Here is a 13,533-nt window from a genome sequence, read left to right on the forward strand (position 1 = left end):
AACACTCGGGTCAAACTTGCGCGCTGCGCATTTCTTTAGAGCCAGGCCCATGCCACTGCAACTGGATGCATACGACAAGAAGCTTCTGCAACTGCTTCAGAACAACAACAAGCTCTCTCAGCGGGATCTCGCAGACGCCGTCAATTTGTCGCCCTCGGCCGTGAACCGCCGTATCGCATCGCTCGAGTGCGAGGGCATCATCATGGCGAACACCGCGGTGGTCGACCCTGCAAAGGTTGGCAAGCTCATCACCGTGCTGGTCGAGGTTACGCTCGAGAATGAAAGGCTCGACCTGCTCGATGAGGTGAAAAAGCGCTTTGTCGAGTGTCCCCAGGTCCAGCAGGTCTATTACGTCACTGGCGACTATGATTTCCTGCTGGTCCTTGCGGTCGCGGACATGACCGAGTACGAGCGCCTGACGCGGGAACTCTTCTTCGTGTCGGGCAACGTCAAGAACTTCAAGACTCACGTGGCCATGCAGCGCTCGAAGGTGAGCCTGGGCGTCGCCATCACGCCCTGACTGCCACGATGAGGGGCAAGCGGGATCAGGCAAACTCCCTCATCCCCGTCGCGCCACTCTCGGCCAGGTACGATGTCCTGCGGCCGCTTCGCACGCCCCAGCGGTAGAACACCAGGCCGGCCACCGCAACCGAGGCAAGATCCCAGCCCGGCGGGATGACGCCAATGCCGCCAAACTCCTCCCCGCCGAGACATGACAGCAGTGCGACGGCGGGCAGGTACAGGATGAACCACCAGGCCGACCGGAGTTCTGCGCCGAAGCCGCGCCATCCTGCCCTGGCCTGGTAGTACAGGTAGAGCGGCAAGGCAGCCACCATCAGCACGATGACCTGTCCGGTCAGCGGCCACCTGGCCCAGTAGAGCACGAGCGTCGCACAGACAAAGGCGAAGGGCGCGATCAACGACATCCCGCGGATATGCAGCGGCCGCTCGATGTCCTTTGCGTGCTCGCGCAGCGCCATCAGGCTGACAGGGCCAGCCAGGAACGAAATCACGACGGCAACCGAAATGACGGTAGCCAGGGCGCCCCACCCGCGGAAGAAAAACAGGAAGACGAACGATACGGCCAGGTTGAACCACATGGCTTCCCGCGGCACGCCGTAGAGGGGATGCGTATTGCCGAAGAGCCGGGGCATGGTGTCATTGCGCTCCATGGCGTGAATCATGCGCGCGGTCGTTGCCGTGTAGATGGCGCCCGTGCCGGACGGGCTGATGAACGCATCCACGTACAGCATCATGGCCAGCCAGTTCAGGTTCAAAGCCAGCGCCAGTTCAGCGAACGGGGACGTGAAGTCCAGATGGGACCAGCCCTCGCGAATGCTGGCCGGACTCACCGCGCCAATAAAGGCGACCTGCAGCAGCGCGTAGATGACCAGCGCGACAAGGATGGAACCCACGACCGCGAACGGGATGCTTCGCGCCGGATTCCGTGCCTCGCCGGCCAGGCTTACCGGACTCTGGAAACCGTTGAAGCTGAATACGATGCCGCTGGTGGCCACTGCCGTCAGGACTGCCGACCAGCCATAGGGAGCAAACGCCGAGGTCGTGCCAATCGCAAAGTTCTCGGCATGGAACCCGCCCCACATCAGACCGATGACGGTCAGCGCAGGCACCGCTATCTTGAAGACCGTGATGGCCGAGTTCGTCTTCACGAAGAGCTTTACGCCCCAGTAGTTCAGGAGGAAGTACACGACGACGAGCGCGGCGCTTGCAACGAGGCCCGGCATGGTCAGCTCGCCGTTGGTCATGAGCCCTTGCGCCCAGGGGTACGGCCACGACGCCATGTACTGCACCGACGCAATGGCTTCGATCGGGATGACCGAGACAATCGAAATCCAGTTGGCCCATGCACTGACAAAACCAACTAGCGAACCGTGGGAGTAACGGGCGTACCGAACCATGCCGCCGGATTCCGGGAACATGGCGCCCAGTTCCGCGTAGGTCAGTGCAATGGCCAGGATGACCACCGCGCCGATCACCCATGCGAGGATGGCCGCGGGACCGGCAATCTTCGCGGTGTGCCATGCCCCGAACAGCCAACCGGAGCCAATGATCGAGCCTAGACCTGTAAACATCAGGGAAATCGGCCCGATACTGCGTTTTTGCGTCGGATTCATTGTTGTCTCTCCATTTCCTCGGGGCGCACGTCTCCCCGACGACAAGGAAGCCCTCATCGTCGTGGTGGCGCGCTTCTTGATTGGTATAAGGATGGGTGTGGGGCGAATCAGCGTGCGAGCCAGGCCGCCTGGCGCGCCAGCACGGAATCGTGCGACTCGCCGACCAGTTGCCGGTAGACCGACGGCGCCGTTGCGCCTTCGGTGTTGATGACCAATACGCGCGAGTTGGCGTCGAGTTCCACCTCTGCCGAAAGCGCTTCATTCGCGCGAAGCACGGCCAGGCCAGCCATACCCGCTGCGCCGGATTCGCCGGCAACGACGGGAATATCGTCAGTCTGCTTGCCAGCCAGGTGGTGCATGGCCGTTACGGCGTCGTCATCGGAAATCGTCATGAAGACGTCAACGCTGTTCTCAAGAAAACGCCAGGCCAGGGGTGAGGTCTCCCCGCAAGCGAGTCCCGCCATGACGGAATCGACCGAACCTGTCGCGGTGGCTGCGCGGCCTTGCAGCGCGCTTTGATACAGGCAATCCGCCTGCACCGGCTCTACCACGATGAACGTTGGCCGATGCTCGCCAGAATACTCCCAGAAATAGCTGGCGATGCCGGCTGCGAGCCCACCCACGCCGCCTTGCAGGAGGACATGCGTATATGGGGAGGGCTGGCCGGGAGCAATCGCCGCCTGCGCGACGATTTCCGCCGCAATGGCGCCATAGCCTTGCATCACGTCGCGCGGGATGTCCTGGTAGCCCTCGTAAGAGGTATCCGAGACCACCGTCCAGCCATTGGCCGCGGCCAGACGCGCCGCTTCCTCGACGGATTCGTCATAGTTGCCCGCGATGCGCACAATCCTTGCGCCATAGGCAGCGATGGCATCCTCGCGTTCCTGGCTCACATTGGCGTGCAGCACAATCACGCATTGGCAGCCAAACGATCTTGCTGCCGCGGCCAGCGCCCGGCCATGGTTGCCGTCGGTCGCGCTGATGACCGTGAAATCCTTCAGCAGGTCCGCATACTTCCCGTCGATCAGCGCCAGTGCATCCAGCTTGCGACCGGGGAAGATCCGGAGAATCAGGCGAACCAGTGCAATTGGCGCGCCAAGGGCTTTGAAGCTGCCGAGCGGAGAACGGACCGATTCGTCCTTCACGCTCAGTTGCGCGATTTCCAGGTGCGCAGCCAGCGCGGGAAGCTCGCGCAACGGCGTTGGTCCGTTGGCCAGCTGGTCCCAATGAGACAGCCATGTCCGGCTGCGCTCGGCTTGCTCGATGCTCATGATTGACTGAAGCTCGGCGGGATACGATGCCCGGCGGGCGCGAGGGTTCTTTGTCAGCATGGGTAAGTCCGTGTCGATGGTATGTCAGGCCTGCGATTGGCCGAGGCGGTTGAGCACGACGTCAAGCAACAGTTCCGCGCCCAGGACGAGTTGGTCGTCATCGGTGTGCTCACGCGGGTTGTGGCTGATGCCTCCCTTGCTCGGGACGAAAATCATTGCCGCTGGGGCCATGCGGGCAATCATCTGAGCGTCGTGCCCGGCGCCGGATGTCATGCGCCGGTGAGTCAGGCCGAACCGCCTTGCCGATGACTCAATGGAGGCCACCAAATCCGCGTCGAACACGACCGGCTCGAAGCGCGCGAGGCACTCGGTGGTTAGCTTCGCGCCTTCGCGCTGCGCGGCTTGTTCCAGGAATCCGGAAAGGCGCTGCTCGGCTTGCTTCAGCTTTGCCTCATCCGGGTCGCGGAGGTCGATGGTCAGGGTGGCGCGGCGCGGGATGACGTTGATGACGTTTGGCTGCACACTCAGGCACCCTGCCGTCGCCAGTGTTGTCCCGCCGGAGTCCAGCGCCAGCTCGCGCAGGAATGTCACGATGGATGCCGCCACCAGCCCGGCGTCGTGCCGCAGGTGGGTCGGCGTCGTACCGGCGTGGTTCGCATTGCCCTGGATGGTGACCTGCTGCCACGAGATGCCTTGCAGGTTCTCGACCACACCAATCTGGATGCCCTCCGCTTCCAGGATCGGGCCCTGCTCGATATGGAGCTCGACATACTCATGCGGGACGATTGCGCCTGGCTCAAGAACTCCCGCGTAGCCAATGCGCGCCAGTTCGTCGCCGAGCCGCGTTCCATCCGTACCGGTTGTGTCCAGCGCTGCCTCGACGGAGAGCCCGCCCGCGTAGACCAGCGAGCCCATCATGTCGGGCTGGTAGCGGATGCCCTCCTCGTTTGTGAAGGCGCCGATCATGATCGTGCGCGTCGGTACGACGCCGGCTTCGCGATATGCCCGCGCTACAGCCAGTCCAGCCAGCACGCCATAGCAGCCGTCCAGCGCGCCGGCATTGGTGACGGTATCGATGTGCGAGCCCATCATGAACGGCGCCTGGGTGCCGTCGTCGCTGTCCGAGCGACACACACCGAACACGTTGCCGATGCGGTCGACGATGACTTCGAGTTCCAGTTCGCGCATCCACCGGACAACCAGGTCGCGCCCGGCCTTCTCATCGTCGGTGAGCGCGATGCGGGTGCGGCCGCCAGCTTCGGTATCAGCGCCGATTTCGCCAAGCTCCTTGAGCTGGCGCAGCAAGGTGGCGCCGTCCAGCCGGGGGCGGCGCTCGCTTGGTGGGGTATTTGACATTAGCATCTCCATTCATCCATGGACCCCGCGGCCGACATCTCGGCTCGTAGTTGTTGCATGCGGGTGGATATCTGGAATGCTAAGGTGTGGCAGCGCAACGGGCACCCGATTTGGCCCGTAGAGATGCAACATCCATGCGTTGTCGTCCTGAGCGGATAATACCGATCGTTCCTCGCCTTTAGTACGCCACTTTTAGGGCCCAGGCCGCCCGGTGCGCCCGTCGGCTCGGCGTCAGGCCTGGACGTTCGTGTAGCCAGAGATAAACGGTTTTTGGGCGCCCGTCTGCTCGTCGTACCCATGACGAGAGATCTTGCCGATGTTGCCACCATAAACGTGAATGCTGATCGACACTCTGTCGTCGTAGGCATTCGCGACGCGGTGAATATCTCCAATCGACGGGGACACCCGATCAATGTGGCCGGGCTCAAGACGTTCCTTACCGACGGAACACATCGGCTTTCCAGGCTCTTAGCATGCCGATAAGTGCCCAGACGGTGTGGTGACAACCGAAGACCCGGTCGCGCGGGTCGGCATAGAGCAGATACTGACCGTAGTATTGGGGATGCGGCTGCGCGAACTCCTCTGGCAACCAGTTGAAGCTTGCCTGATGGGCTGCCTGGAAATCAGGTGGAACTCCTCCGGCTGCGCGCAGCCAAGCCACTCAGCGGGCGGAATCCAGGATGGAAACGGCGGACAGTCCTCGATGCCAAGGTAAGCGAGCTTGTCGCTACCCAACACGATCCTTCCGCTTTCCGTATTGAGGCGATGTCCGGCCGGATCACGTCGGAATTCGTCAAGATAGATGAACATGGTTCGCGTCGGCACCGGAGCAGACCCCCTCTCCCAGAACTCCTCGAATTCCGGCAGGTCAATGCACAACCTATATCGTCATTTATCCTGGACACGATGTCCTTGACGCTTACGGCAGCAGCCATAGTCTCTCTCCTTCGCTCTCATGGTTATATCCTCGGGGAAAGGCTATCGCGCCGGGAAACCCATGATCAATTGAAATAAAACTCAATCGGCAGAAGGGAATGCGCTGACCGCAGCAGCCGTGGTCGCGTCCGGTCACTCGTTGTGCCTTGACACTCACCGTCGCCGATTTCCACCTGTTCGAATGCCTGCGCGTAGCCCGACGTCGGACTTTCCAGCTACGACGCGTTGTCCGGGATGGGGCGTACGCCAGCCGCTTCCTCAAACAACCAGTCCCGAAAGGCCGCCAATCTCGGGAGATTCGAACGCTCGCCTCTGTAGACGATGAAATACGCAAGCGGCGAAGCAAAGCGGATCTCCGGGCACAATCGCACCAGATGCCCGCCCGCGAGGTCGTCGCGCGCCATGACGCTGCGGGCGAGCGCGATGCCGTGCCCTTCCGCAGCGGCCTGCAAGACAGCCGCAGAGTTGTTGATCTGCATGCCACGAGTCGTCACAGCGCCCGTGATACCCGCCTTGCGCAGCCACGCGTCCCACGATGGAAAACCCGCATGACCCTCCATGGACAGGTCGTGGATCAGTACCTGCCTGGCCAGATCCTGTGGCCGTTTCAAGGGGCGCTGGCGCAGCAATCTGGGCGAGCACACCGGATAGATCTCCTCGTCCATGAGTTTCTCGGCTGTCAGGCCAGGCCAGTTTCCCTTGCCGTAGCGCACGCCGATGTCGATGCTCTGGGTGATGAAATCCACGGGCTTGAGGCTGGTCTCCAGGCGCACATCCATATCCGGCCATGCGGCCTGGAACCTGTCGATGCGCGGCAATAGCCATTTGGCGGCAAAGGCTGGACTGACGGTCACCGTGAGCACCCCACTTGTCGCGCCTTCCTTCAGTCGCTCCAGTCCCAGCGCAAGCCGGTCAAAGCCCGCCCGGATGTCCGGCAAGGCGCGTTCCGCCGCTTCGGTAGGAATCAGCCGAATTCGTCCACTGGAGGCCCGATGGAACAGCGGCACCCCCAGCCATTCCTCGAGCGTACGAACGAGCTGGCCGACGGCGGCCGGCGTGACATGAAGCTCGGATGCCGCAGCGGAAAAGCTCTGGTGCCTGGCGCTGGCTTCGAATGCACGCAGCGCGTTCAGGTGGACAGGTGACTTCATCACTAAAGATTCTCTTTCAATCTGGCAGAGTTTATCTCGTTTGCCAGACCGGCATGGAAACCCAAGAATCACTGCGGTAACGAACGCCTGCACTGGCAAGCGGACAACCATGGCTAGGGACAGGATGATCACGTAACAGATTTTCTTGTCTCTTAGCCGTCGACAGAGGAATGTAGATGAACAACCAATTCAAGGACAGGAAGCTGCTGGTCGTCGGAGGCACGAGCGGTATCGGCCTGCAGACGGCCCGCAATGTGCTGGCTGAAGGCGGGAGTGCGGTAATCGTTGGAAACCGGCCGGACAAGGCCGAACAAGCCCGCAAGGAACTGGCCGGTCTGGGCGAGGTCACGGCGCTGACCGCGGACTTGTCCAGCGGTGAAGCGCTCGCTGCCCTGCTTCGGGTCATCGACGAACAGCACGCGGACATCGACCTGCTGGTCAATGCAGCCGGCGTGTTCTTCCCGAAGCCCTTCCTCGAGCACCAGGACGCCGACTACGATCAATACATGTTGCTGAACAAGGCGCTCTTCTTCATGACGCAGAGAGTCGCCGCCAACCTGGTCGCCACCAGCCGTCCGGGTGCGATCGTCAACATCGGCTCGATGTGGGCGAGGCAGGCCATCGCAGCGACGCCGTCTTCGGCGTACTCCATGGCCAAGGCGGGCCTGCATTCGCTGACCCAGCACCTGGCGATGGAACTGGCACCGAAGGGCATCCGCGTCAATGCCGTATCGCCGGCAGTCGTGCAAACGCCGATCTATGAAGGCTTTATTCCGAAAGCCGAGGTTGCCAGCGCGCTGGAGGGCTTCAACAGCTTCCATCCGATAGGCCGCGTCGGCACGCCGTGGGACGTGGCCGAAGCAGTCACGTTCCTGCTGTCTGAAAAAGCAAGCTGGGTCACCGGCGCCATCTGGGACGTCGATGGCGGCGTCATGGCTGGCCGCAACTGACCATGCTTGTCAACGCGGATTTCTCGCAACGTGCCATCATCACGCCGCACCTATGCGGCGACGTATCTGGCTTCCGCCGCCGTTGCTGCCGCGTCCGCTCTCGGCCTGCGGGGCATCCGGTTCCATACAGCGTCTCACCTGGCCGGTTATCCGCGCCTGCGCAACGAGCGACGAAGAAGCCTTCCTCGTAGGCGAGGCAGTTGATGCGATTGGGAAGGCTCTCGTCCTTGGGCGTATCGCTTTGCCACCCCGGAATTGCGCTACTGCGACAACATCTCCGCCAGCGCCCGGAACGCGCGGAACGTGATCGGGTTGTTGGCAGCGTTCCCCGCCACCGGGTGCGACGCATAGCGGACGATGGTCAGCTCGGCCTTGGGATCGATGTAGATGCGCTGCCCATGGATGCCGGCAGCCTGGAACATGCCGTGGCTGTCATGGGACACCCACCACATGTCGCGGTAGCTCCAGCCCGGCAGCACGGTGCCGCTGCCCGAGCGCGCAAACTGCCCGCGGTCGCCGCCGCGGCGGATATCGGCCACGACCGATGCCGGGATGATCTGCTTGCCGTTGAAGCGCCCGTTGCCGCGGATGGTCTCACCAAAGCGCGCGAGGTCGCGCAGCGTGGTGTTAAGGCCTCCGCCACCCGATTCCGTGCCGATGCTGTCGACCGTGAAGTAGGCATCCTGCTCGGCGCCCATCGGCTGCCAGATCCGTTCCGACAGCAGCCTGGCCAGCGACTGGCCCGAAGCACGGCGCACGATCCACGCGAGCACCTCGGCATTCACCGTCTTGTAGGCAAAGACATCGTCGTGTCCGCCTTCCTTCTGCAGCGTCTTCAGGAAGTCGTAGAACGTTCCCGGGCCGTTGTATCCGGCAGGCCTGGCGAGCATGCCACCGGCGCGCGCATAGTCCCAGACCTCGGCCTTTGGATTGGCATAGTCCTCCGAGTAACGGACGCCGATGGTCATGTCCATGACCTGGCGCACCGTGGCATCGCCGTAGGCGGTGCCGGCCATTTCCGGCAGGTAGCGCGTGACGGGCGCCGCCGGATCGAGCTTGCCGTCGGCGGCCAGCATCGCCGCCAGCGTGCCGACGAAGGACTTCGTCACCGACATGGCGATATGGGGCGTGTGGCCCTCCAGTACGCCGAAGTAGCGCTCATAGACGACCTTGCCCTTGTGCATGACCAGGATGCCGTCGGTATAGGTCAGCGCCAGCATCTCTTCGAAGGTGCGCTGCGTGCCGTCCGCATCGGTGAACGGCACCGGGCCGATATCGCGCTCCGCGCGCGGCAGCGGGCTGGGCGGGCCGCTGCCGCGCCAGACCGACGCGGTCGGCACCAGTTCGCGGATATGCGAGAACAGCCAGCGATTGCGCGGGAATTTCTCGGCGCCCGGCGCGTGGGTGATCTGCTTCTCGGGCGGCGGCGGAAAGCCTTGCATCCAGCCGAGCCGCACCGGGTCGCTTTCCAGCGCGGCAACCAGGGCAGGCGCCGCGGGCGCAGCCCCGCGGCTCGCGTCCTGGCTCCAGGCCGGCAAGGCGGCGGCGCACAGGGCGCCGCATGCAATGGCGCGCCATCGGCGGCGCGTCGGGGTTTGGTTGGGCAGCATATCGTCTCCTCGTTGTTGTGTGTTGATGCCGTTTTGCGCTCGCCGCCCCGCTATCCCGCCGGCGGCCCGATACCCCGCTGATGCGCCTCGAGCGCCGTGGTCAGCTTGCCGATGCACCGGTCCAGCGTCTGCACTTCGGCTTCGGTCAGGATCGACAGGAACATCTTTTCCAGGACATCGCCGCGCTGGTAGGTCTGCGCGACCAGAGCCGCGCCGGCCTGGGTCAGGAACAGATTCAGTTGCCGGGCATCGGCCGCGCCTACCTCACGGCGCAGCAAGCCCCGCTTCGCCAGCGCGGTGACGAGCTTGGAAGTCACCGTCTTCTCCAACAGCACCAGCTCGATCAGGCGCGTCAGCGTCAGGCCGGGCTCCAGCCCGGCAAAACGCAGCACGCGCAACTCCCTCAGGCCGATGCCGAATTCCCGCTCGTAGAAGCCGGAGGCAGAATCCTTGGTCATTTCGCAAAGGCGGTTCAGCCGGAACGTCAGGTATTCCAGGATCGAACCGGTGGGGGTGTTGGCGGCGTGGGGCATCAAGGGCAAAAAGCTTGCGGACGGCAAACAGATTCTAATGGCAATAGTTGCCATCAGCAACAAATTCAGCGCAGCATGTCCCGCGCAGTGCCCGGTGGCGGATCAACCCGGAATCATGTGAGGAAAAAAGCCCGTCTGCTCAGTCGTGACAGGCCCCCGAGGAGAGCCGGGCGGCTACCCGGCGAGCCCCGGGCCAGCCGCCATCAGTCGAGCAGGTGCCCCATGCGCGTGCGCTTGGTCGCCAGGTATTTTTCGTTCTCGGCGTTGGATGGCACGATGTGCCGCAATTGCTCGTTGACCCTGATGCCGGCCTTTTCCAGCGCGGCGGCCTTGAGCGGGTTATTGCTCATCAGCCGCACCGACGTGACGCCCCACTGGTGCAGCAGGTCGGCCGCAAAGGCGTAGTTGCGCGCGTCGATGGCCTGGCCCAGCGCGAGGTTGGCGTCGACGGTGTCGAGCCCACCGTCCTGCAGGCGGTAGGCGCGAATCTTCTCCGCCAGGCCAATGCCCCGGCCTTCGTGGCCGCGCAGGTACAGCAGGATGCCGCGGCCTTCGGCAGCGATTTTCTCCATCGCCAGTTCCAGCTGCGGGCCGCAATCGCAGCGGCAAGAACCGAAGACATCCCCGGTCAGGCATTCGGAGTGCATGCGGATCAGCACGTCGTCGCCTGCCACCTCGCCCACGCTGAGGGCCAGATGCTCGATGCCCGAATGGGCGCCCTTGAAGGCGTGTGCCGTGAAGTCGCCAAATCGCGTCGGCAGGCGTGCCGAATCGATCAGCTCAATTTCTGTGTCGTTCATACCGGAATTCTTTTCAATGGGCGCGGGGCGGCCCGGCACCGGCGACATTATGAGCGGAATTGCGCGTTCGCGCTTGATTCGGACATGGAACGCACCGTTGCGGGTCGTCGGCATATTCCTACAGCAGGGCGCGCAACAGACTTATGCAGCCACTTCAGAGGAGTCCCTAGACTGGTTTACAGAGATGTAAGCCAGGCGCCTGCCACGACATGGCGAGTACCCGGCGTCACCTCCTCAGGAGTTCGCCATGACCCGGAATCCACTGATCGGGGAAGAAGCCAGCACCGGGATTGCCGCGTTGTTCGATACCAGATCGGCAGCGAACAGCGCCGCCGAGCGGGTGTGCTACGAGGCGCACCTGAAGCGCGGCCAGGTCCGGCTGGTTCATCCTTACGAAGCACACTTCGGGCGCAAGCCGGAGCCCGACAACGACGTCATCGTGCGCACCGCGGTGCGTTCGCATCTGATGTTGGGTGCCCTGGGGGCAGTGATCGGCCTCGCGGTGGTCGGCATCCTGCACCGGCAGGAAATCGATGCCGTAGTCCAGAACGCCGGCCCTGCCGCCGGCGCGGCGATTTTCATCGGCATCGTGCTTGGCATGTTGCTAGCCGGCCTGGTGACCCCCCGCCCCGACCATCGCCTGGTCATCACGCCGGTGCGCGAGGCGGTGCAGCACGGCCGCTGGGCACTGCTGGTCAATCCAACCTCCTCCCGACAATGCGACGATGCCATGCGCGCGCTGCGCCACACCACGACCGAAGTGATGCGGACGGCATAATCCCCTGCTGCGCCGGCTGGCGGCTCAGGGTTCGACGGAGGGTTCGCGCTTCAGTGTGCGCAGCACGAAGGTCGAGCGGCTGTGGCGCAGGCCGGGCAGCTTGTACAGCTTGTGCCGCAGGAACTCCTCATAGCCTTGCGTGCCGGCCACGGCGACTTTGATCAGGTAGTCGTAGTCGCCGGTGAGCAGGTAGGCCTCCATCACTTCCGGCAGTTCTGCCAGCGCCTGGCCGAAGCGGTACAGCATGTCGTCGTCGTGGCGCTCCAGGGTGACCTCGATCAGGACCGTATCCGGCAATCCCAGCGCCTTCTGGTTCAGCAGCGCAGCGTAGCCTTCGATGACCCCGCTTTCCTCGAGTGCGCGCACCCGGTTCCAGCAGGGAGTGGCGGAGAGGCCGACCTGCTCGGCCAGTTTCGCGTTGGACAGGCGGCCGTCGCGGCGGAGTTCGCGCAGGATGCGGCGGTCCGTGTCATCAAGCTTGGGAGGTTGCACCATGGTCTGCGGCGTTTTTGGAAGAATGATCTAAGAATTATGCCATATACAGATGATCCTTTTCCATTTGCCCAAGTATCGAAGAAAATTAAAAAGCTCATTTTGCACCCCGGCTGGTAAATTAACTACAGAAAATCAGCCGGAAACACCACATGCCCGCCACCCGCGTTCCAACACTGCGCCTCTCCCTTCAACTCGAGGGCACCGACCCATTTGGTGCGATGGAGTGGGTGTTTGCCAGCGCCCGCCGTACCGGGCTGGCGCCCGCACAATTACGCTTCGACCAGGCCCGCGTCAAATCGGCGAGTCAGCCAGTGCTCCATGCAACCTTGACCGCGGCCGATGCCAGCCTGCTGTGGCTCTTCCTGCGCCGGCTGGAAAGCGGCATCGACATGGCGGTGCTGGGCGCAGACGTCGACGATCCGGACAGCGAGGCGCCATGCGAGCCGACTCCCGCTCCGCGCACCGTTACCCCGCAGGTCCGCAGTGACGCAGGATTGGCGCTGCCGGCCTAGCCGGCCGCGCTATGCCGGCAGCAGTTCGATGCCATCGAGTTGCGCGGCGCACGTATCCCGCACGATTGCGACAAAGTCCGCCACATAAGGCCGGCGCGCCAGCGGCGCCGGCACGGTGGCATAGAGCTCGCTCCAGAGCCCCCGGGCGCCGATCCGCTTGGCCAGCACGTAATCGTGGTCGACATAGTTCTTCACGCCCCAGTTTGGCAATGCGGCCACGCCGCGCCGGCTCGCCACCAGTTGCAGCACGGCCACCGTCAGCTCCGCGGTGCGACGCTGCAGCCGGATGCCGGCGGGTTCCAGCACCTCGCGGATCAGGTCGATGCGCTGCTCCGGCACCGGGTAGGTGATCAGCGTCTCGCCGGCCAGGTCGGCCGCTTCGATGCGGCGCTTGTTGCGCAGCCGATGCTCGTTGGCGATGACCGCCAGGATCTCGAAGCGGAACAGCGGCGCCACGTCGAGCCCGCGCCGCACCGACGGCTGCGAGCCGATCACCATGTCGGCGCGGCCTTCACTGAGCAGCGAAATCGGGTCGGCATGGAAGCCAGCCACCAGGTCCACCTCCACCTCGGGCCAGCGGCGGCGGAATTCATCCATCACCGGCATCAGCCAGTCGAAGCAGGTATGGCACTCGAGCACCACGCGCAGTTCGCCGCGGGTGTCGCCCTTGAGCCGTTCGATATCGCGGTCGGCCGCGCTGACCGCGGCCAGCACCTCGCGCGCGAGTGCCAGCAGGCGTTCGCCCGCCGGCGTGAAACGCAGCCCCTGCCGGGTCCGGTCGAACAGCGGCAGGCCGTAGTGCGCCTCGATCGCCTTGATCTGGTGTGACAGCGCCGACTGGCTGACATGCACACGCTCGGCCGCGGTGGCGAGCTTGCCGGATTCGGCAATGGCAATCAGCGAGCGGAAATGGCGGACCTCGATCATGCGCGGTCCGGCACGCGGGTCTGCCCCGCCGCCGTATGAAATATATTCATATGTTGTTTAGAACTTGTCGCTTGATTCA

The 13,533-nt window shown here is 63.6% G+C and carries 14 protein-coding genes and 1 pseudogene; 5 read left to right on the forward strand and 10 right to left on the reverse strand.

The features are described from left to right. Nucleotides 1-49 precede the first annotated feature (49 nt). Nucleotides 50-520, forward strand: a complete 471-nt coding sequence (locus tag J8I82_RS06535) for an Lrp/AsnC family transcriptional regulator (protein WP_209755503.1) — start codon at nucleotides 50-52, stop codon at nucleotides 518-520. A gap of 25 nt (nucleotides 521-545) precedes the next feature. Here the strand turns inward: J8I82_RS06535 and J8I82_RS06540 are convergent, their stop codons facing one another. From J8I82_RS06540 to gcvA, 5 genes and pseudogenes are all read right to left on the reverse strand, one after another. Further along, a complete protein-coding gene (locus J8I82_RS06540) occupies nucleotides 546-2,135 on the reverse strand; it encodes an APC family permease (RefSeq protein ID WP_209755504.1) in 1,590 nt (529 codons plus the stop codon). Between the two features lie 107 nt (nucleotides 2,136-2,242). Continuing rightward, nucleotides 2,243-3,466: a diaminopropionate ammonia-lyase gene (locus J8I82_RS06545; protein WP_209755506.1), complete on the reverse strand. Its 1,224-nt coding sequence runs from the start codon at nucleotides 3,464-3,466 to the stop codon at nucleotides 2,243-2,245. Nucleotides 3,467-3,490: 24 nt separating this feature from the next. Then, nucleotides 3,491-4,762 (reverse strand): Zn-dependent hydrolase, encoded by a 1,272-nt coding sequence (locus J8I82_RS06550; RefSeq protein WP_209755508.1) that lies wholly within the window; start codon nucleotides 4,760-4,762, stop codon nucleotides 3,491-3,493. Nucleotides 4,763-4,993: 231 nt separating this feature from the next. Next, nucleotides 4,994-5,357 (reverse strand): annotated as a pseudogene (locus J8I82_RS06555) (cysteine dioxygenase family protein); the annotation flags it as partial. A 556-nt stretch (nucleotides 5,358-5,913) separates the two neighbouring features. Beyond that, nucleotides 5,914-6,849, reverse strand: a complete 936-nt coding sequence (gene gcvA, locus J8I82_RS06560; RefSeq protein ID WP_209755591.1) for a transcriptional regulator GcvA — start codon at nucleotides 6,847-6,849, stop codon at nucleotides 5,914-5,916. A gap of 176 nt (nucleotides 6,850-7,025) precedes the next feature. Between gcvA and J8I82_RS06565 the strand changes: the two genes are divergently transcribed. Both J8I82_RS06565 and J8I82_RS39580 read left to right on the forward strand, forming a co-directional pair. Continuing rightward, nucleotides 7,026-7,799, forward strand: a complete 774-nt coding sequence (locus J8I82_RS06565) for an SDR family NAD(P)-dependent oxidoreductase (RefSeq protein ID WP_209755510.1) — start codon at nucleotides 7,026-7,028, stop codon at nucleotides 7,797-7,799. A gap of 52 nt (nucleotides 7,800-7,851) precedes the next feature. After that, complete coding sequence (locus J8I82_RS39580) at nucleotides 7,852-8,106, forward strand: DUF7706 family protein (RefSeq protein ID WP_431831529.1); 255 nt, start codon at nucleotides 7,852-7,854, stop codon at nucleotides 8,104-8,106. Here the strand turns inward: J8I82_RS39580 and J8I82_RS06570 are convergent. From J8I82_RS06570 to ribA, 3 genes are all read right to left on the reverse strand, one after another. Then, a complete protein-coding gene (locus J8I82_RS06570) occupies nucleotides 8,060-9,409 on the reverse strand; it encodes a serine hydrolase domain-containing protein (RefSeq protein ID WP_209755512.1) in 1,350 nt (449 codons plus the stop codon). The two genes, J8I82_RS39580 and J8I82_RS06570, sit on opposite strands and share 47 nt — an antisense overlap. A 50-nt stretch (nucleotides 9,410-9,459) precedes the next feature. Then, nucleotides 9,460-9,942 (reverse strand): MarR family winged helix-turn-helix transcriptional regulator, encoded by a 483-nt coding sequence (locus J8I82_RS06575; RefSeq protein ID WP_209755592.1) that lies wholly within the window; start codon nucleotides 9,940-9,942, stop codon nucleotides 9,460-9,462. Between the two features lie 203 nt (nucleotides 9,943-10,145). Beyond that, nucleotides 10,146-10,742 (reverse strand): GTP cyclohydrolase II, encoded by a 597-nt coding sequence (ribA, locus tag J8I82_RS06580; RefSeq protein WP_116321501.1) that lies wholly within the window; start codon nucleotides 10,740-10,742, stop codon nucleotides 10,146-10,148. 247 nt (nucleotides 10,743-10,989) lie between these two features. On the opposite strand from ribA, the gene J8I82_RS06585 reads away from it, so the two are divergent. Beyond that, nucleotides 10,990-11,520, forward strand: a complete 531-nt coding sequence (locus tag J8I82_RS06585) for a riboflavin biosynthesis protein RibA (RefSeq protein WP_209755513.1) — start codon at nucleotides 10,990-10,992, stop codon at nucleotides 11,518-11,520. A 24-nt stretch (nucleotides 11,521-11,544) separates the two neighbouring features. Here the strand turns inward: J8I82_RS06585 and J8I82_RS06590 are convergent, their stop codons facing one another. Beyond that, on the reverse strand, nucleotides 11,545-12,015 hold the full coding sequence (locus J8I82_RS06590; RefSeq protein ID WP_133094482.1) for an Lrp/AsnC family transcriptional regulator: 471 nt from the start codon (nucleotides 12,013-12,015) through the stop codon (nucleotides 11,545-11,547). Nucleotides 12,016-12,164: 149 nt separating this feature from the next. Between J8I82_RS06590 and J8I82_RS06595 the strand changes: the two genes are divergently transcribed. Continuing rightward, nucleotides 12,165-12,527, forward strand: coding sequence for an AsnC family transcriptional regulator (locus J8I82_RS06595; protein ID WP_209755515.1), 363 nt, complete (start codon nucleotides 12,165-12,167; stop codon nucleotides 12,525-12,527). Nucleotides 12,528-12,536: 9 nt separating this feature from the next. Here J8I82_RS06595 and J8I82_RS06600 read toward each other — a convergent pair whose 3' ends face one another. After that, complete coding sequence (locus J8I82_RS06600) at nucleotides 12,537-13,454, reverse strand: LysR family transcriptional regulator (protein ID WP_209755517.1); 918 nt, start codon at nucleotides 13,452-13,454, stop codon at nucleotides 12,537-12,539. Between the last annotated feature and the right edge of the window lie 79 nt (nucleotides 13,455-13,533).

Source organism: Cupriavidus consociatus (genome assembly GCF_017814975.1).
GTDB classification, from domain to species: domain Bacteria; phylum Pseudomonadota; class Gammaproteobacteria; order Burkholderiales; family Burkholderiaceae; genus Cupriavidus; species Cupriavidus consociatus.